This window comes from Nocardia sp. NPDC003726, assembly GCF_053586955.1.
Genome location: NZ_JBSFNF010000008.1, coordinates 195,002 through 213,108 on the forward strand (window position 1 = coordinate 195,002; position 18,107 = coordinate 213,108).

The 18,107-nt window shown below is 67.6% G+C and carries 17 protein-coding genes; 5 read left to right on the forward strand and 12 right to left on the reverse strand.

The features are described 5' to 3' along the window. Positions 1-11 precede the first annotated feature (11 nt). Both ACWDMM_RS13720 and ACWDMM_RS13725 read right to left on the reverse strand, forming a co-directional pair. A complete protein-coding gene (locus ACWDMM_RS13720) occupies positions 12-326 on the reverse strand; it encodes a hypothetical protein (protein WP_195078733.1) in 315 nt (104 codons plus the stop codon). Between the two features lie 132 nt (positions 327-458). Next, on the reverse strand, positions 459-725 hold the full coding sequence (locus ACWDMM_RS13725) for a DUF2631 domain-containing protein (RefSeq protein WP_195078734.1): 267 nt from the start codon (positions 723-725) through the stop codon (positions 459-461). 144 nt (positions 726-869) lie between these two features. Here ACWDMM_RS13725 and dxr point away from each other — a divergent pair, with 144 nt between their 5' ends. From dxr to ACWDMM_RS13750, 5 genes are all read left to right on the forward strand, one after another. After that, entirely contained in the window at positions 870-2,009 is a 1,140-nt protein-coding gene (dxr, locus tag ACWDMM_RS13730) for a 1-deoxy-D-xylulose-5-phosphate reductoisomerase (protein WP_195078735.1), read from the forward strand. A gap of 164 nt (positions 2,010-2,173) precedes the next feature. Then, positions 2,174-3,373, forward strand: a complete 1,200-nt coding sequence (locus ACWDMM_RS13735; RefSeq protein ID WP_195078736.1) for a M50 family metallopeptidase — start codon at positions 2,174-2,176, stop codon at positions 3,371-3,373. Positions 3,374-3,481: 108 nt separating this feature from the next. Continuing rightward, positions 3,482-4,639 carry a flavodoxin-dependent (E)-4-hydroxy-3-methylbut-2-enyl-diphosphate synthase gene (gene ispG, locus ACWDMM_RS13740; protein ID WP_355152515.1) on the forward strand — a complete coding sequence of 386 codons (1,158 nt, stop codon included), beginning with the start codon at positions 3,482-3,484 and terminating at the stop codon, positions 4,637-4,639. Between the two features lie 67 nt (positions 4,640-4,706). Beyond that, positions 4,707-5,570 (forward strand): GNAT family N-acetyltransferase, encoded by an 864-nt coding sequence (locus ACWDMM_RS13745; RefSeq protein ID WP_195078738.1) that lies wholly within the window; start codon positions 4,707-4,709, stop codon positions 5,568-5,570. Between the two features lie 74 nt (positions 5,571-5,644). Beyond that, positions 5,645-7,432, forward strand: a complete 1,788-nt coding sequence (locus tag ACWDMM_RS13750; RefSeq protein WP_195078739.1) for a penicillin-binding transpeptidase domain-containing protein — start codon at positions 5,645-5,647, stop codon at positions 7,430-7,432. Between the two features lie 18 nt (positions 7,433-7,450). Here the strand turns inward: ACWDMM_RS13750 and ACWDMM_RS13755 are convergent, their stop codons facing one another. The 10 genes from ACWDMM_RS13755 to ACWDMM_RS13800 all read right to left on the reverse strand — a co-directional run bounded on the left by ACWDMM_RS13755 (position 7,451) and on the right by ACWDMM_RS13800 (position 18,085). Then, positions 7,451-8,455 (reverse strand): hypothetical protein, encoded by a 1,005-nt coding sequence (locus ACWDMM_RS13755; RefSeq protein ID WP_357206875.1) that lies wholly within the window; start codon positions 8,453-8,455, stop codon positions 7,451-7,453. A gap of 121 nt (positions 8,456-8,576) precedes the next feature. Further along, positions 8,577-12,509, reverse strand: coding sequence for a beta strand repeat-containing protein (locus tag ACWDMM_RS13760; protein WP_449937575.1), 3,933 nt, complete (start codon positions 12,507-12,509; stop codon positions 8,577-8,579). A gap of 337 nt (positions 12,510-12,846) precedes the next feature. Then, the gene (locus tag ACWDMM_RS13765) at positions 12,847-13,152 is read right to left on the reverse strand and encodes a hypothetical protein (protein ID WP_067808723.1); all 306 of its coding nucleotides are present in this window, start codon (positions 13,150-13,152) and stop codon (positions 12,847-12,849) included. Further along, entirely contained in the window at positions 13,149-13,586 is a 438-nt protein-coding gene (locus ACWDMM_RS13770) for a hypothetical protein (protein ID WP_195078742.1), read from the reverse strand. The genes ACWDMM_RS13765 and ACWDMM_RS13770 overlap by 4 nt, the downstream gene beginning before the upstream one ends. Beyond that, positions 13,583-13,804 carry a hypothetical protein gene (locus tag ACWDMM_RS13775; protein WP_195078743.1) on the reverse strand — a complete coding sequence of 74 codons (222 nt, stop codon included), beginning with the start codon at positions 13,802-13,804 and terminating at the stop codon, positions 13,583-13,585. The genes ACWDMM_RS13770 and ACWDMM_RS13775 overlap by 4 nt, the downstream gene beginning before the upstream one ends. A gap of 769 nt (positions 13,805-14,573) precedes the next feature. Then, complete coding sequence (locus ACWDMM_RS13780; RefSeq protein WP_449937578.1) at positions 14,574-14,723, reverse strand: IPT/TIG domain-containing protein; 150 nt, start codon at positions 14,721-14,723, stop codon at positions 14,574-14,576. Between the two features lie 249 nt (positions 14,724-14,972). Beyond that, positions 14,973-15,566 (reverse strand): hypothetical protein, encoded by a 594-nt coding sequence (locus tag ACWDMM_RS13785; RefSeq protein ID WP_449937580.1) that lies wholly within the window; start codon positions 15,564-15,566, stop codon positions 14,973-14,975. Positions 15,567-15,575: 9 nt separating this feature from the next. Next, complete coding sequence (locus ACWDMM_RS13790; RefSeq protein ID WP_449937583.1) at positions 15,576-16,346, reverse strand: ESX secretion-associated protein EspG; 771 nt, start codon at positions 16,344-16,346, stop codon at positions 15,576-15,578. Positions 16,347-16,442: 96 nt separating this feature from the next. Beyond that, positions 16,443-17,609, reverse strand: coding sequence for a WXG100 family type VII secretion target (locus tag ACWDMM_RS13795; RefSeq protein ID WP_195078752.1), 1,167 nt, complete (start codon positions 17,607-17,609; stop codon positions 16,443-16,445). Then, positions 17,609-18,085, reverse strand: a complete 477-nt coding sequence (locus ACWDMM_RS13800) for a hypothetical protein (RefSeq protein WP_323124220.1) — start codon at positions 18,083-18,085, stop codon at positions 17,609-17,611. Before ACWDMM_RS13800 ends, ACWDMM_RS13795 begins: the two co-directional genes overlap by 1 nt. Positions 18,086-18,107: the final 22 nt, after the last annotated feature.

Below are 18,107 nucleotides of genomic sequence, written 5' to 3' on the forward strand. Positions count from 1 at the left end.
CCGCCCGGCGATCAGCCCTTGCAGACTCGGTTCAGTTCGTCGGTCGCGGCGTCCATGCTCGTGACCTTGTCATCGGTCAGGGCGCGGGCATAGGCGGCGATGGCGTCCTTCTCCGCGCCCTCTGCCGGGATGGCCGACAGCTTGGCGGCCAGCGACTGCTGCACGGTCGGGTCCAGATTGCCGCCCGACTCGTCGATGGCGGCGTTGATCGCGTCGACGGCCGCGCCGCAGGCCGGTGACTGGGCATGCGCGGGCGCGGCGGGCAACAGCAGCAGCGAGCCGAACGCGCTCACGGCGAGCAGGGCGGCCGAACAGGTCTTGATCATTGCGTCCTAAGTGGTCGTGGGAACAGAAACCGAGGTCCGCGACCCGGCTGGGACGCGGACCTCGGACGCACACGGTACCGGGCCATGGCCCGCGGTACAGGACGAATGAACTTGTGCGGGAAGGATTCTCGGCTAGCGCGGCTTGCGCTGGAGCAGCGAGTCACGGATCAGGATGCCCGCGATCAGGACGGCGAAGCCGACGAGGAAGATGTCCTCGACCTTGCCCTTGTGGTTGCCGACCAGCATGGCGAGCAGGATCAGCGCGACGATCCAGCCCGCGATCCGGAAGGTACGGCGCGACTCGCCGCTCCAGCCCCAGGCCGCGGAGGGAACTTCGGCGGGATCGACGCGAGTGACGACGCGCTCGGTTTCGACGTGTTCGAGTTCCGTGGCGGCCACGATCGCTCCTTAGCTGTTACTTGTACCGCGATTCCGGTACACCCTCGATGAGCTGCTGCCGCATATCGTGACATACGACGGTGCGTCGTTGTAAGTCGGCCCGCGCCCGTCGAACGTGTTTCGAAGGTAGGACACAATGAAGGCGTGTCCGACATCGTGAGAGTCCTGCTGCTGGGCAGCACCGGATCCATTGGCACTCAAGCGCTCGAGGTGATCGCCGCCAATCCCGACCGCTTCGAGGTGGTCGGACTCGCCGCGCGCGGCGGCAACACCGAGCTGCTCGCCGCCCAGATGGCCGCAACGGGCACCCGCAATGTCGCCGTGGCAGACCCGGCCGCGGCCCAGCGGCTGGACCTGCCCCTCGGCGGTCCGGGAGCGGTGACCGAGCTGGTGCGCCGCACCGAGGCGGACGTGGTGCTCAACGCCCTGGTCGGCTCGCTCGGGCTGGAGCCGACGCTGGCCACCCTTCAATCCGGTACGCGCCTGGCCCTGGCCAACAAGGAGTCGCTGGTCGCGGGCGGCTCCCTGGTCACCCGTGCCGCCGCCCCCGGGCAGATCGTCCCGGTGGACTCGGAACATTCCGCGCTGGCGCAGTGCCTGCGCGGCGGCCGCGCAGACGAGGTCGACCGGCTGGTGCTGACCGCGTCCGGCGGCCCGTTCCGCGGCTGGACCGCCGAGATGCTGGAGTCGGTCGAGCCCGCCGAGGCGAAGGCGCATCCCACCTGGTCGATGGGTTTGATGAACACCCTCAACTCGGCGTCGCTGGTGAACAAGGGACTCGAGCTGATCGAGACGCACCTGCTGTTCGGGGTGCCCTACGACCGCATCGATGTCACCGTGCACCCGCAATCGATCGTGCACTCGATGGTCACCTTCACCGACGGCTCCACGCTCGCCCAGGCCAGCCCGCCGGACATGAAGCTGCCCATCGCGCTGGCGCTCGGGTGGCCGGACCGGGTGCCGGGCGCCGCCGCGGCCTGCGATTTCGCCACCGCGTCCACCTGGACGTTCGAACCGGTCGACAACGACGTCTTCCCCGCGGTGGAGCTGGCGCGCGCCGCCGGTGAGGCCGGTGGCAGCGTCACCGCCGTCTACAACGCCGCCAACGAAGTGGCGGTGCAGGCTTTCCTGGACGGCGTCATCCGTTTCCCGCAGATCGTCGGCACGGTGGCCGCCGCGGTGGAGGCCGCGGGGCAGTGGCGCGCCGAGCCCGATTCGCTCGACGAAGTCCTCGCCGCGGACGCCTGGGCGCGGGAGTTCGCCGCAGCCCGGGTGCGCGCGTGACGCCCTGGCGCCGGATCGGACGCGCGCGGCGACGGCGTCCTGGCACACTGAACACACAGGACCGGACTTTGTCCCATTAGGGTGGTCAGAGTGCTCGCGGCCAGGAGCGGACGCGTGCGGGCGGGATATACGAGCTGCGCATACGCAGGAGGGCTGTAGAGCAAATGGTGTTCGCGTTGGGGTTCGTGCTGTTCGCACTGGGCATCACGGTGTCGATCGCGCTGCACGAATGTGGGCACATGTGGACCGCCCAGGCGACCGGCATGAAGGTGCGACGGTATTTCATCGGCTTCGGGCCGAAGATCTTCTCGTTCCGCCGCGGTGAGACCGAATACGGCCTCAAGGCGCTTCCGCTCGGCGGTTTCTGCGACATCGCCGGCATGACGGCGCTCGACGAACTGCGCCCGGAGGAACTCGACCGCGCCATGTACCGCCAGGCCACCTGGAAGCGGCTGGTGGTGATGTCCGGCGGCATCGCGATGAACTTCGTGCTCGGCTTCATCTTGATCGTGGTGCTCGCCGTCGGCTGGGGGTTGCCGAACCTGAAGGAACCGCCCGCGACCGCGCTGGGGGTCATGAGCTGCGTGCCGCAAGGCAAGCCGGACGGCTCGAGCGAGCCCTGCACCGGCACGGGCCCGGCGCAGCGCGCCGGACTGCAGCGCGGCGACATCGTCAAAGAGGTCAACGGCGTCAAGGTGGACACCTGGCGGCAGTTCCAGGCCGAGACTCAAAAGCAGACCGGCCCGTTCACCTACGTCATCGAGCGCGACGGCCGCACGCTCACCATTCCGGTGACCCCGGAGCGCGTCGTGCGTTACCCCGAAGGCGGGGGCGAGGGCCGCGTGGTCGGCGCCATCGGCGTGGCGCCGGAGCGCTACGACCCCGTGCAATACGACCTGCTCGGCGCCGTTCCGGCGGCCGCGGGTTTCACCGGCGACATGTTCCTGCGCACGGTCGACTCGCTGACCCAGATGCCTGCGAAGGTCTCCGCGCTGTGGGACGCGGTGACCGGAGGTGAGCGTGATCCGGAAACCCCGGTCAGCGTGTACGGCGCCAGCAAGATCGGCGGCGAGACCGCCGAACGCGGCCTGTGGAACATCTTCATCCTGGTGCTGGCCAGCCTGAACTTCTTCCTCGGCATCTTCAACCTGCTGCCGTTGCTGCCCCTCGACGGTGGGCACATCGCGGTGGTGATCTACGAGAAGATCCGCAACACCATCCGCGGCTGGAAGGGGCTCGCGCCGGGAGCGCCGGTGAACTACCTGAAGTTGCTGCCCGCGACCTATGTCGTGGTGGTGATCGGCGGTGCCTACATGCTGCTCACCCTGGCCGCCGACATCGTCAACCCGATCAAGCTGTTCTGACCGAGGCCGCCGATCGTTGGTGTGACCGGTGACGTACGGTGGGCCTAGCGCACCACGGCTAGACTCGGCACCGAACCGGCCGGACACGACGAAAGTAGGCAGCCGAAGGTGACCAGCACAATCGGATTGGGGATGCCGACCGCCCCCGCGGCAGTGCTCGCTCCACGGCGTAAGACCCGCCAGCTGATGGTGGGCAATGTCGGGGTTGGCAGCGACCACCCGATCTCGGTGCAGTCCATGACCACGACCAAGACGCACGACGTGAACGCCACCCTGCAGCAGATCGCGGAGCTCACCGCGTCGGGGTGCGACATCGTGCGGGTGGCCTGCCCGCGTCAGGAGGACGCGGACGCGCTGGCCACGATCGCCGCGAAATCCCAGATCCCGGTGATCGCCGACATCCACTTCCAGCCCCGCTACATCTTCGCCGCGATCGACGCCGGATGCGCCGCGGTGCGGGTCAACCCCGGCAACATCAAGGAGTTCGACGGCCGGGTCAAGGAGGTCGCCAAGGCCGCGGGCGCGGCGGGCATCCCGATCCGCATCGGCGTGAACGCCGGTTCGCTGGACAAGCGGATGCTGGAGAAGTACGGCAAGGCTACGCCGGAGGCGCTGGTGGAGTCGGCGCTGTGGGAGGCGAGCCTGTTCGAGGAGCACGGGTTCGGCGACATCAAGATCTCGGTCAAGCACAACGACCCGGTGGTCATGGTGGAGGCCTACCGTCAGCTGGCCGCGCAGTGCGACTACCCGCTGCACCTCGGCGTCACCGAGGCGGGCCCGGCGTTCCAGGGCACGATCAAGTCGGCGGTGGCGTTCGGCGCGCTGCTGTCGGAGGGCATCGGCGACACGATCCGCGTGTCGCTGTCCGCGCCGCCCGCCGAGGAGGTCAAGGTCGGCGGGCAGATCCTGCAATCGCTGAACCTGCGTCCGCGCAAGCTGGAGATCGTGTCGTGCCCGTCCTGCGGGCGCGCCCAGGTCGACGTGTACACGCTGGCCAACGAGGTGACCGCGGGCTTGGAGGGCATGGCGGTGCCGCTGCGGGTGGCCGTTATGGGTTGTGTCGTGAACGGGCCCGGCGAGGCGCGCGAAGCCGACCTGGGCGTGGCCTCCGGCAACGGCAAGGGCCAGATCTTCGTCAAGGGCGAGGTCATCAAGACCGTCCCGGAGGCGCAGATCGTCGAGACGCTCATCGAAGAGGCGATGCGCATCGCCGAGGAGATGGGCGAGGAGGCCGGCACCGGCGAACCGGTCGTCACCGTTCGATGAGGACGCGCCTACCAGCGCTTTCGGCATAGCCATACCGCATCGCGCCGGTTCGTGGCAGGCTGTCACCGTGCGGAGTCTGCTGGAGCCGGCGCGTCGGGCCAAATACGCCCCTGCGCGGCAGCTCGCTAATCGGGATCTTGCCCAGGTGCTGCGTGTGCTGGATGCCGATCCGGTGGCCTCGTGCATGGTGGCGGCCCGCTTACAGGAGTTCGGCCTGGACAACCGGTGCGGCCAAGGGGAGCTGTGGAGCAGGGGCGGTCCGGCGGAGTCGCTGTGTTTCTCGGGGGCGAACCTGGTGCCGTTGCTGGGGGATCGCGACGCGTTGCGCGCGTTCGCAGACCGCGCTGTCCGCTGGCCTCGGGTCTGTTCCTCGGTGGTGGGGCGCAGGGAACTGACGTTGCCGCTGTGGGAGATGCTGTCCGGTCATTGGGGTCCGGAGCGCGAGCTACGCGGGGAACAGCCGCTGCTGGCGCTGGCCCAGCCGCCGCTGGCTACGCCGGACGCGGAGGTCCGCCGGGTGCGTCGGGACGAACTCGACCGCTATCTGTCGGCCGCGATCGCCATGTTCATCGAGGAGGTCGGCGTCGATCCGCGCGCGGGTGACGGCGGACGTGGCTACCGCCGGCGCATCCAGAGCTTGATCGAATCCGGCCGTGCCTGGGCTCGTTTCGAGGACGGGGAAGTGGTCTTCAAAGCGGAGGTCGGCTCCGTGTCCCGGCGCACCGGCCAAATCCAAGGCGTGTGGGTGCACCCGGATCACCGGGGCAGGGGGTACGGCACCGCGGGCACCGCGGCGGTCGCGAACGCCGTGGTCGCCTCGGGCCGCACCGCGAGCCTGTACGTGAACGACTACAACGCGATAGCTCGCCGCGCCTACAGCCGTGTCGGATTCCGGCAGATCGCGACCTTCGCCACCGTCCTGGTCGACTGAGCGTGGCCGTCCGCGCGGCGAATCCCGGAGTGCCGCAGGCGTTTGCCCGTGAGTCACTACTACCATCGGTGCCGATGTCGACTCGGATGCTCCTCTCGCTCGCCGTCGCGGCCGTCACGGTGGTCGCCGCCGGTTGCGCGAGCAAGCCGCAGGGGCCGGTCCCCGTCGCGGACGCGTTCGTCACAGCGTTCGCCGAGCACCGGGTGAGCGCCGCCGCCGACCTCACGAATCTGCCGGAGAAGGCAAGTGCCGCGCTGCGTTCCGCCTGGGATCAGCTGCAGGCCGAACAGCTCACCGCCCGTACCGGCGCGGCGCGCGTGACCGGTGACACGGCGACCGTCGACTACACCTACGAGTGGCGGCTGCCCAAGAACCGGATCTGGAAGTACTCCGGCCAACTGCAGATGGGACGCAGCAACGGGCGCTGGATGGTGCGCTGGACCTCCTCCGACATCCATCCCAGACTCGGCGACACCCAGACCATGGCGTTGCGCTCGGATCCACCGCCGCGGGCGCGGGTGAACGAGCAATCCGGCAGCGACGTCATGGTGCCGGGCAAGGTGTCCAGGGTCGCGTTCGTCGCGGCCGACGCCGCCGATCCGAAAAGCGTGGCCACCGCGCTGTCGGCCGCGCTGTACCGCTTCGACAAATCGCTGACGCCGCAGTCCATTCTGGACGCGGCCGAGGCCGCACACGGCCCCTATACGGTCGCGCTGCTCAACGACCTCGAATCCGCCCAGGTGACCACCGATCTGATCGGGCTGCCCGGCGTCACGGTGACGCAGCAATGGGATCTGGTCGCCACCGATCGGGAGTTCGCGCCCGATCTGCTGACCCAGGTGCGCAAAACGGTGATCGCGGAAGTGGACGGCAAGGCCGGGTGGAGCGTGGTCACCCTGAACGCCAACGGGGCTGACACCGATGTCCTGATGGAGGTGCCCTCGCAGCCGGCGCCGTCGTTCTCGCTGAGCATCGACCGCAATGTGCAGAACGCCGCCCAGAGCGCCGTGCAGCCGCGTACCGAGCAGACCATGATGGTGGTGCTGCGCCCGTCCACCGGCGCGATTCTGGCGGTCGCGCAGAACAAGGCCGCCGATCGGGACGGCCCCCTCGCCACGATCGGTCAGTATCCGCCCGGGTCGGTGTTCAAGACGGTGACCGCCGCCGCGGCCATGTCGAACGGCCTCGCGACTCCCGACACGGTGCTGCCGTGCCCGAGCCGAATCGTGATCGGCGAGCGGACCATTCCCAATTACAACCTGTTCACCGTCGGCAATGTGCCGATGTCGACGGCCTACGAGCGGTCCTGCAACACCTCGTTCGCCAAACTCGCCAGTGCCCTGCCCGGTCCGGCGTTACGCGAGGCCGCCGCGAAGCTCGGTGTCGGGCCCACCTATTCGGTGGTGGGACTGCCGACGACCTCCGGCTCGGTGCCCGCGTCGGACGACCTGATCCAGCGCACCGAGGACGGGATCGGCCAGGGCAAAGTGGTGGTCAGCCCGTTCGGCATGGCCCTCATGGCGGCCACCATCGCGCACGGCTCGGCGCCCGTGCCGTACCTGATCGCCGGGCGGCCCACCCAGATCGATGGCGATCGTCCTGCGCTGGCCCCCGATGTCATCGAGGGACTGCGCACCATGATGCGCCAGGTGGTCGTCGGCGGCACGGCCGAGCGGATCGCCGATCAAGGCGAGGTCTACGGCAAGACCGGCGAAGCCGAAGTGGACGGCGGGTCGCACTCCTGGTTCGTCGGCTTCCGCGGCGACCTCGCCTTCGCGACGCTCCTGGTCAAAGGTGGCAGCTCCGACAACGCCGTCGCGGTGACACGCGACATGCTGGCGGCGCTGCCACCCGAGTATTGACCTGTGCGGGCTCGGTCGTCAGTCATCGGGGGGCGGCCCGATCAGCAGATGTTCCAAGCTGACCGTGTGGTCGGAGTACTCGTCGACGCCGATGACGGCGACGAAGTCCCGATCACCGGCACGCTGTTGCAACGCGCCCCACGAGTGGGCGAGGTACCACCCCGCTCCGGCGGTGCCGCGTGGACCCAAACCGCCGCAGTACATCCAGTAGCGGCCGGGATGCCGCTGCGGACTGGGACGCACGCGGGCGACGACGCCGATATTGCGGTCGTCGCCGGAGTCGTACCCGCTCCCGTCGGCCAGCCGCAGCCGCACGGCTTGGGAGCCGTCGTCGGCGGGGCTCTCCCGCACGGTGAACAGCGGACGCTGGGCGGTGTCCAGATACAGCCGCAGGCAGTCGTTGCCGATGAGTCCGAAGCTGATGTACGGGCGGTCGCGGTGCGCGCGGACATCGCGGTCGCTGCGAACGTCGACCGGAATGCTGGTGTGACGCTGCAGGAAGGACAGCACGTACAGCAATCCGCGAAGATCGTTCTCCGCCACGACCGACGGCAGGTCGGCGTACCGGTTGCCGAGCGCGCCGCCCGGTTTCTGGAACACACGCTGTCGGCTGATCCCGGCCGCTCGAAGCGCTTCCACCGACGACTGCGCCAATTCGTACGCCGGGTAGACCAGCGTCGTTCCGTCGGTGGTCGCCTCCGCCCCGAGGAATGCCTCCAGTGAGGCGTCCACGCCGATGAAACCCGTCTCCTGGGAACGGTCGACGGGTGTGGAGTTGGCCATTTGAAACAGTCCCTCGACGGTCCAGCCCGGGAACATTCGTTCCAGCACCCGGCAGTGATAGTCGCGCGGCAATCCGATCATGCGTCCGGACAGCCACTGGTAGTACTGCGCCTTCGCAGGCCCGTGCCCAGGCGGGATGGGCGGATCGAGCCGCGCCGCGCACCGGTCGTACGCGGCCAGAAAATCGTGATGACTTTTGAGATGCCGCTCCGCCAGCAGCATCTTGAGTACGGTCGCCAACGAAACCCCCTTACCCCTGCAGCCTCCGTCCACGGTGACGGAGACTCATGTCGTATTCGCTCAACCGCGACGAAACTGGGCCGCCGGCAAGTGCCTGCCGACGGCCCAGCCGCTTCAGCCGTCAGATGTAGGTGAATGGGAGACCATTACTGGTTCCTCCGGAGGTGGTCGCGGTGACTTGCACTGTTCCCGTTCCGGCGGGAGTGACGGCGGTGATCTGTGTTGCGGAGTCGACGGTGAACGAGGTTGCCGGTGTGCCGCCGAAATCGACGGCCGTGGTGCCTGTCAGGTCGGTCCCGGTGAGGACGACCGTCGTTCCACCGGCCGCCGGCCCTACATTCGGAAGCACGACCGCGAGTGTCGGTACCGCGATGTAGGTGTAGGCAAGGCCGTTGCTGGTTCCGCCGGAGGTGGTGGCGGTGACTTGCACCGTACCGGTCCCGGCGGGAGCAACGGCGGTGATCTGAGTTGGTGAGTCGATCGTGAACGAGGTCGCCGGTGTGCCACCGAAATCGACCGCGGTAGTGCCGGTCAGATCCGTCCCGGTGAGGACGACGATCGTGCCGCCCGCTTCCACGCCTACGTTCGGAAGCAAGGCGGTCAGGCTGGGCGCCGCGATGTAGGTGTAGGCGACGCCGTTGCTGGTTCCGCCCGGGGTGGTGGCGGTGATCTGCACTATTCCGGTACCGGCGGGCGCGACGGCGGTGATCTGCGTCGCGGAGTCCACGGTGAACGAGGTCGCCGGTGTGCCACCGAAATCGACCGCGGTCGTTCCGGTCAGGTTCGTTCCGGTGAGAACGACCGTTGTGCCGCCCGAGGCCGGTCCTACGCTGGGCACGCCCACGGTGAGAGCGGGCACCGGAATGTAGGTGTAGGCGACGCCGTTGCTGGTCCCGCCCACGGTGGTCGCGGTGACTTGGACGGTTCCGGTCCCGGCGGGGGCGACGGCTGTGATCTGTGTCGCGGAGTCGATGGTGAACGAGGTCGCCGGTGTGCCGCCGAAGTCGACCGCGGTCACTCCGGTCAGGCCCGTGCCGGTGAGGACGACGGTTGTCCCGCCCGCTTCCGTGCCGATATTCGGAGCCACCGTGGTGAGGGTGGGAACCGCGACGTAGGTGTAGGCGACGCCGTTGCTGGTTCCGCCCGGGGTGGTGGCCGTAATCTGGACGATTCCGGTCCCCGCCGGGGCGACAGCCGTGATCTGGGTTGGGGAGTCGACGGTGAACGAGGTGGCCGGTGTGGCGCCGAAGTTCACCGCTGTCGTACCGGTCAGGTCGGTGCCGGTGAGAACGACTGTCGTGCCGCCGGACACCGAGCCCAGGGTCGGAGCCGCCGCGGTGAGGGTGGGCAGCGCGACGTAGGTGTAGGCGACGCCGTTGCTGGTTCCACCCGCCGTGTCGGCCGTGACCTGAACAGTTCCGGTCCCCGCCGGGGCGACGGCCGTGATCTGCGTGTCGGAGTCGACGATGAACGAGGTGGCCGGTGTGGCGCCGAAGTTCACCGCGGAGGTGGTGGACAGCCCTGTCCCGGTGAGGACGACGATCGTGCCGCCGGTGACCGGTCCTACGTTCGGCACCACCGTGGTCAGGGCGGGGACCGGGATGTAGGTGTAGGCGACGCCGTTGCTGGTTCCGCCGGGGGTGGTGACGGTCAGTTGCACGGTTCCGGTCCCCGCCGGGGCGACGGCGGTGATCTGGGTGGCGGAGTTGACGGTGAACGAGGTGGCCGGTGTGGCGCCGAAGTTCACCGCGGTGGTGCCGGTCAGTCCTGTTCCGGTGAGAACCACTGTCGTTCCGCCCGCTACGGAGCCGACATTGGGAAGCGCCGTGGTCAGCGTGGGCACTGCGATGTAGGTGTAGGCGACGCCGTTGCTGGTTCCGCCGGGGGTGGTGACGGTCAGTTGCACGGTTCCGGTCCCCGCCGGGGCGACGGCGGTGATCTGGGTGGCGGAGTCGACGGTGAACGAGGTGGCCGGTGTGGCGCCGAAGTTCACCGCGGTGGTGCCGGTCAATCCCGTGCCGGTGATCACGACTGTCGTGCCACCGGTCGCGGGACCCACATTCGGCACGACCGTGGTGACGGCGGGGACCGGGATGTAGGTGTAGGCGACGCCGTTGCTGGTTCCGCCCGGAGTGGTGACGGTCAGTTGCACGGTTCCGGTCCCCGCCGGGGCGACGGCGGTGATCTGGGTGGCGGAGTCGACGGTGAACGAGGTGGCCGGTGTGGCGCCGAAGTTCACCGCGGTGGTGCCGGTCAATCCTGTGCCGGTGATGACCACTGTTGTCCCGCCTGCTTCCACGCCCGCGTTCGGTACCACCGCGGTGACAGTGGGCAGCGCGACGTAGGTGTAGGCGACGCTGTTGCTGGTTCCGCCAGCGGTGGTGACGGTGACTCCCACGGTTCCGGTTCCGGCGGGTGCGACGGCCGTGATCTGGGTGTCGGAGTTGACGGTGAACGAGGTGGCCGGTGTGGCGCCGAAGTTCACCGCGGTGGCTCCGGTCAGGCCCGTGCCGGTGATGACGACCGTGGTTCCGCCGGTGACCGGCCCTACGCTCGGGACCACCGTGGTCAGGGCGGGCACGGCGACGTACGTGTAAGCGGCGGCGTTGCTGGTTCCGCCAGCGGTGGTGACGGTGACTCCCACGGTTCCGGTTCCGGCGGGTGCGACGGCCGTGATCTGGGTGTCGGAGTTGACGGTGAACGAAGCTGCCGGTGTGGCGCCGAAGTTCACCGCGGTGGCTCCGGTCAGGCCCGTGCCGGTGATGACGACCGTGGTTCCGCCGGTGACCGGCCCTACGTTCGGCACCACCGTGGTGATGGCGGGCACCGGGATGTAGGTATAGGCCAGGCCGTTGCTGGTTCCGCCGGGTGTCGTGACGGTGACTTGCACGGTTCCGGTCCCGGCCGGGGCGACCGCCGTGATCTGAGTGGCCGAGTTGACGACGAACGAGGTCGCCGGTGTGGCGCCGAAGTTGACCGCTGTCGCTCCCGTCAGGCCCGTGCCGGTGATGACGACCGTCGTCCCGCCGGTGACCGGACCGGCGTTGGGCACCAACGTGGTGATGGCGGGCACCGCCACATAGGTGAAGGGAAGGCCGTTGCTGGTTCCGCCGGCAGTGGTGACGGTGACCTGAACGGTCCCCGTTCCGGCCGGAGAGACGGCGGTGATCTGGGTGTCGGAGTTGACGACGAACGAGGTCGCCGGTGTGCCACCGAAGTTCACCGCGGTGGCAGTCGACAGGCCCGTGCCCGTGATGACGACCGTTGTTCCACCGGTTGTCGGACCGGTCGTGGGTACCAGGCTGGTCAGCGCGGGGACGCCGGCATAGGTGTAGGTGACACCGTTGCTGGTCCCGCCCGAACCCGTGACCGTGACCTGCACGCTCCCCGTTCCGGGAGGCGCGATGGCGGTGATCTGAGTGGGCGAATTGACCGTGAAAATGGTTGCGGTGTTGCCGAACCGGACAGTCAGTGGGCCGGTGAACCCGGTGCCGGTGATCGTGACGGTGTTACCTCCCGAGGCAGGCCCTGCGGTCGGCGAGATGGAGGTGATGGTGGGGACGACCACGTAGATGAACGGCACCGCACCGCTGGTGCCGCCCGGACCGGTGACCGTGACCGGCACGATCCCTGTACCGGCCGGCGTGACAGCCGTGATCTGGGTGTCGGAGTTGACCGTGAACGAGGTCGCCGGTGTGCTGCCGAAATTGACTGCGGTAGCTCCCGTGAAGCCCGATCCGGTGAGCGTGACCGTCGTCCCGCCCGCGGTGGAGCCTTGGTTCGGGCTGATGCTGTTGAGCGCGGGAACCGGAACATAGGTGTAGGGGAGGCCGTTGCTGGTTCCCCCCGCGTTGCTGACGGTGACCTGCACCGTACCGACCGAGCCGGCCGGGGCGATGGCCGTGATCTGAGTGGGTGAGTCGATCGTGAAAGTGGTCGCGGTACCGCCGAACCGCACGGTCGTCGGACCGCCGAATCCGGTACCCGTGATAACGACGCTGGTTCCACCCGTTGCGGGCCCTGATGTCGGGGAGAGGGAAGTGATGGTAGGCATGGCGCTGCCTCCTTTTTGCCGTGGTGATGATTCCTCTGCACCGGGGGGCGCCCGCCGCTCTTCAACGGCCCGGCTATCTCCATTAACGCCTTTGGATTGGTGGCTGGCAACGTATCTCGCGATCCGTTTTGGTCCGTTTTCGGTTCGCCGGTGGCACGTCGGGTAGCGGCGCGAACATCCTGGCAGGTGTTGTGGCAGCAAAAATTTCGACGGTGCTACGGCGCTGCCGATGAGTACACCGCTAGCACGCAGCATGCCGAGATCTTCGGTCTCGGCGAACGGTTGGCGACCATCCGGAAAGTCCGTCGGCATCCCGGGCTCGCCAGCCCTTTCCGGGTTACAGGAACAGTTCCGGCGGATCGTCGAATTCGATGCCCGCCTGTCGCGCTCGGGACACCATCTTCCGATCCCACTCGCGGTGCACCCGGAGTGCCATACGGAACTCGCCCATCTGCTGTGACATCTGCTGGGTCTGCGAAATGGCGAGGTCGCTCAATACTTTCGCGGCGTCCGCCTTCGTCTTGGTCATGTGGGCGTCGACGTCGCCGCGTTTGAACCACGCCGTCACCGCCGCCGACAGGGCCGACGAGCCGGCGATGAGCACGAGCGCCGCGAAGATCGGCGACTGCTGGACCAGATTCATGACGCCTCCCTCAGCTTCACGGCGCGCAGTATTCGAACGTCTTGCAACACCTGATGGCGCTTCCACAGGAACGCCAGACCCAACGCGATCGGCAGCGGCCCTCCGAGAACCGTCGCCGGGCCGAGGGTTCCGTGCTGCAGTTGCAACAGCAGCAGCTGCGCACCGAAGGCGACCAGGGACCAGCCGAGCGCGCCCAGACCGACCTGCTCGATCAGATAGCCCCAGACCCGCCGGGCGAACAGACCGACCAGTGTCGTGGCGCAGCCGATCAGCATGAGGACCAGCCACAGCGTGCGGAATCCCGGCGGCATGGCGGCGAACGCCGAATCGGGCGGCGGCCCATAGACGCACTGCAACAGCATCGAGGCACCGAAGACGGCGCACAGCACGACCTCGAAGGGATCGTGGCGGGTCTTCTCCTTCCTGGCCTTCATGCTGGTTCACCGCTGTCCGGTGGCGCAGGGCTGACCCGGTGGCGCGCCGACTCGACCGCGGGCAGACCCAGCGCCGCCGCGACGAGGGCCAGGACGAACCCGGAAAGGTCGGACGAGACAACGCCCTTGGTGACCCCGTACCCGATCAGCGCGACCAGCAGTGGATACAGCAAGGCGCGGACGGGCTCGCTGTGCAGGATCGTGATCACTTTGTTCATCGGTTCTTCCCTTTCTCTCTTGGCGGCGGCAACGGCGCCGCCGGCCGAACGCGAAGCCCGATCACTGGATGCACCCAGTCGTCGGGTCCGTTGGGACACGGTCAGGAGTTCTGACCGCGTCGGTGTCGTGGCGTCCTACCCCGACCGGGGAACTAGTTGAACCCGTGTGCGGGGGAGGATGGTTCGTGGTGCGATATTCCCGCCCGCACCGCGGCGGTGACGTCCCGTCGAATGCCGGTCGTCACCGTGGCACGAGGATCCGGCGCGTGCGGTCCCGAAGGCGGGGGGAGGAAGGTAGGCATGGCGCTGCCTCTCTGTTTGCTGGTTCCTCCGAAGCGGGGGTGCGCGAAGCTGGTGCCGGATCGGTTAACTCCGTTATGCCGCAGGAAAGGCGCGTCGGCAATGTGTCGGGTGATCCGTTTTTGTCCGTTTTCCGGATTGTTGCCACGTGTTGACCAGTGCCGCGTGCCGCGCCGGGTGCGCAGCGTCCGGCCTTGCCGCGAAGTTGTTCTCGCCGGTATGGCGGGCCGGGACTGTCGTCCTCGCTGTCCACCATTCGCTCGATGGACGGAATCCGCACGCGCGCAGTGGCTGTCAGGGTGTGGGTGCCTGCTCGGCCTCGGGGCGACCATCCGCCGGTGTGCAGGAAGGTCCGGCCGGTCGCGCGGAGCGGTCCATTGGATCGGGCCGCGATAGTGCCGGATGCTCGGCCGGGCAACGCGAACGGACCGCCACCGGAATCCCGGCGACGGCCCGTGAGCTGTCCGGATCAGACGTAGGTGTAAGTGACTCCGTTGCTGGTGCCACCCGAGCCGGTGACGGTGATCTGCACGGCTCCGGCCGCTCCGCCGGGAGCGACGGCGGTGATCTGTATCGCGGAGTCGATGGTGAAGGTCGTCGCGGTGCTGCCGAACCGCACGGTCAGCGGGCCGGTGAAGCCGTCACGATTCCCGTCCCGGCGGGAGCGACGGCCATGATCTGGGTGTCCGAGTCGACGGTGAAGGAAGTCGCCGGTGTGGTACCGAAAGTGACCGCGCTCCGGCGCCGCTACTTCTGCAATGCTCCACCCACTCCGTTCGTCCGTTTTCTCACCCGTGCTGGGTGGGCGTGGTGCGGCGGTGCACTCGAAATGGTTCGACATCCACTTCGGCCGACGGAAGGTCTGCCGTCAACCCTTCAAAGCGCGGATCATGTCGATGAGCACCCGTGCGCCTTCTCGTGTCAGTCGGTCATCTCGCGTCGCTTGGTCTTCGGTGGCTCTGAACTGGAGTTCGCCCTCCCAGCCGTCGATTGTGGTGGTGAGGCCGACGTCCAGCAGTGTGGTGGCGCGGTCGCCCCCCCCCTTGGGCAGTGGCTCGGTAGCTACCTTGACGCTTACGCCGTCCACAGTCAGGACGTTGGTCGGGTAGTTCTCTGTCGGCGCGGCAGGTGTGGACGCGGTGCTACCACTGGCGGTGATGCGGAACAGAGAGACGTATCCAAAGGAAGAGGGCCACGCGGACCCGTCGTCCTTTTCATAAACACATCCGTTGCCGGTGCCGATCTTATCGGTCAGCACTTTCCCACCGGCTCCGGCGCCGACTTTCAGATACTCGGCACCAGGCCGGGTGGCGAAAAATCGTATCGCAGAATCGCACAACTCCTGGATAGTGTGACTGCTAGCCGGCATCTCATACTTGTTGGGCTGAGTGGATGAGAACAGGTCGCACGCCGAAAGCAGCACCATCAGCGCGGAAACAGCCAGCGGCTCTCGCAGGTTCATGTCGGATCGCTACCAACTTTCGGGCGCCTCGAGGCGTTGGAGGGCTTGGGTGATCCAGGTTGTGAAGTGGGTGGTCAGGTCGGTGGGGGTGGTGGGGCGGATGGTGATGTGGTCGGTGCGGTGTTCGGTGTAGCGGCCATCGGTGGAGATGTCGTGCCACTGGAGGACTTTGGTGGGTTTCGTGTGGGTGTGCAGGGGGGCGGTGATGAGGACGGCGGTGCCGCCGCCGTCGACCGGGCGGCCGAGGAGGCGTTGGTATTGCTCGCGGGGGGTGTTGCGGGCGTTGTCCTGGAGGTAGGTGTCGCGGCGGGGGACCAGGTCGTCGGGGTGGAAGGTGGCTGGTTTCTCTTTGCCGGGGGCGCAGGCGGGGATTGCGTTGACCAGGCGGGCGGGGAGTTGGTCGGCGGGGAACAGGCGGGCGCGGATCGGGCCGTGCTCGTGGTGGTTGCCTGCTTGGCTGAGGACGACGGCGCGGTAGCTGTCGCGGGCGCCGAGGATCCGGTATTCGCGGACGTCGTCGGGACCGGTGCTGTTCTTGTGCTTGCAGGTGCCGCCGAGGATTTCGATCCGGAGCTCGGAGTCGCCGAGGGTGCGGAAGGCGGCGGCGATCTCGTCGAGTTCGTCAGGGGAATAGCGCTGCCATACGGCGGTGCGGTGGGCGGCGAAGTCGTCGCGGAAGGCGAAACGGCTGGTGTAGCGCAATGGGCTGGGGATGCGATCGTGTGCGTCGCCGTACCAGAGAGCGGCGAAGTCGTCCGGGTCCCAGGTCCATTCAGCCATGTGAGGTCCAATCCGGCCGCGTCGAAGCGGCCATGTCCGCGCGCGCACGCCCGCGAGCGAGGCGGGCGTGCGCGGAGTCGAGAAGGTTGCGGCTGATCAGTCGGGCGTGCCGCCGATGACGCCGCCGGGCAGCGTTCTCGGAGGTTCACCGAGCAACTCGTCGGTGTTCTCCTGGGTGATCAGGTAGTCCGGCGTCTTGTGCTCGGATTCGTCGTCCTTGCCGCCGCCGCGAGCACCGGGCGCCATCATGCCGGGCATGCCGCTTGTGCCCCGGAGTCCGGAGGTCGCCCTCGCGGCAGCAGCCGGGTTCATCGCTGGGTTCTGCGTTCCCGGTGTGCCCGGGACACTGCGGGCCGGTTGCGGCTGGTTCGTTGTGCTGGGCGTGCCGGGCATACCCGGTGTGCCGGGGCTGTGCGGAGTCGGGGTGCCTGCCGGAACGGTCTTGGTCGGGTCCGTGGTGGAGGCGGGAGTCGTCGAGGTGGGGTCCACGCCCGCGGGCTTGGTAGTGGTGTCGGACGCCGACGTGTCGGAAGACTGCTGATCCTGTGTCGATTCGTCGGTGGACTGCTGCTGCTGTTCCTCGGTACTCGACTCGTCGGGCTTGCCGTCGCCGTCTTTGTCGCCGGGAATGCCGGAATCGGTGGTAGGACCGTTGCCGGAGTCGTTGGAAGCGGGGCCGCCGCTGTCGTCGCTCTTGTATCCGCCCGGCGGAGGAGCTGGGATGTCCACCGACGCGGTAGGGCCGACCGGAGTGGGCAGCACCGGGATCTTGCCGTCCATCTCGCTGAACGGTTGTACGTAGTACTCGTTCATCGCGACCCGCGCCGACTGCTCGGCCAGGAATCGTTCACTCGACAGGTTCCAGCGTCGCGGGTGGAAGATGCGATCCTCGAACGGGATATTGACGAGGTCGGGGATCGCCTTCTTGGTGTTGGTGATCGCGGTGGCGGCGTCGCGGACTCGGTAGTACAGCTCTTCCAGCGATGTCGTCAGATTCTGAGCGTCGCTGGTGTATTTGGCGATGGCGCTCTTGGACTGCTCCGCTGCGGGGCCGGACCAGGCTTGGGCTATGGAAGCCTGGATCGAGCGCGCGAAGGTTTCGACACCCCGCTCCCACTCGTTGCGAGCTTGCCAGTACGTGTCAGCTTGGGTGAACGTGTCGGTGGGATCGAGTGGCTTGAACGTGTCGTTGATCCGGGAGTGTTCCCAACTGTCGGTGTGCTCACCACCGTTTGGGATGCGCTTGTTCTCGTAGCCGCTCATTAGTTGGCTCCATTCGGGAGCCTGGGCGGCGAGAATTGGACTCCGACCGGTGGGCGCTCGGGCAGCGTGGTGTTCAGCCTATTGAACTCCGCGGCAAAGTTACTGTCTGCCTGCATGATTCGATCCCGGGCAAGCCGGTGCACTTCTTGGATGTCCTCGACGATGCGATAGTGCTCTTCCATGATCTGATGGACGCTGTTACGGTCCTCGGCTCCCCGAGCCTTCTTCTTGAACCTATCGACCAGCGTCTGTGCCGAGACCATGTCGCCGTTACCCTCACCCAGGCCCCAGTGAGACTGCCCTGACACGAGATCCATATACCTCTGAATCTTCCGAATTGCGTCCTTGAAATACTGACAGTCCCGGTCTATGTAGACGAAATCCTCCGGGGACATCTGGATGCCTAGCTGCCCTTCTCGTGCGGCGTTCAAGATGTTGCCCATCGGCCGAGGTGGCTGTGCGTTGTCGTCACTCATGTGCTAAATCCCTCCCGGTGAG

What these genes read in the sequence shown, in the direction of transcription:
- ACWDMM_RS13720 (WP_195078733.1), bottom strand. Translation starts at nt 326, where the DNA reads ATGATCAAGACCTGTTCGGCCGCCCTGCTCGCCGTGAGCGCGTTCGGC.
- ACWDMM_RS13735 (WP_195078736.1), top strand. Translation starts at nt 2,174, where the DNA reads ATGGTGTTCGCGTTGGGGTTCGTGCTGTTCGCACTGGGCATCACGGTG.
- ACWDMM_RS13750 (WP_195078739.1), top strand. Translation starts at nt 5,645, where the DNA reads ATGTCGACTCGGATGCTCCTCTCGCTCGCCGTCGCGGCCGTCACGGTG.
- ACWDMM_RS13760 (WP_449937575.1), bottom strand. Translation starts at nt 12,509, where the DNA reads ATGCCTACCATCACTTCCCTCTCCCCGACATCAGGGCCCGCAACGGGT.
- ACWDMM_RS13765 (WP_067808723.1), bottom strand. Translation starts at nt 13,152, where the DNA reads ATGAATCTGGTCCAGCAGTCGCCGATCTTCGCGGCGCTCGTGCTCATC.
- ACWDMM_RS13770 (WP_195078742.1), bottom strand. Translation starts at nt 13,586, where the DNA reads ATGAAGGCCAGGAAGGAGAAGACCCGCCACGATCCCTTCGAGGTCGTG.
- ACWDMM_RS13775 (WP_195078743.1), bottom strand. Translation starts at nt 13,804, where the DNA reads ATGAACAAAGTGATCACGATCCTGCACAGCGAGCCCGTCCGCGCCTTG.
- ACWDMM_RS13785 (WP_449937580.1), bottom strand. Translation starts at nt 15,566, where the DNA reads ATGAACCTGCGAGAGCCGCTGGCTGTTTCCGCGCTGATGGTGCTGCTT.
- ACWDMM_RS13790 (WP_449937583.1), bottom strand. Translation starts at nt 16,346, where the DNA reads ATGGCTGAATGGACCTGGGACCCGGACGACTTCGCCGCTCTCTGGTAC.
- ACWDMM_RS13795 (WP_195078752.1), bottom strand. Translation starts at nt 17,609, where the DNA reads ATGAGCGGCTACGAGAACAAGCGCATCCCAAACGGTGGTGAGCACACC.
- ACWDMM_RS13800 (WP_323124220.1), bottom strand. Translation starts at nt 18,085, where the DNA reads ATGAGTGACGACAACGCACAGCCACCTCGGCCGATGGGCAACATCTTG.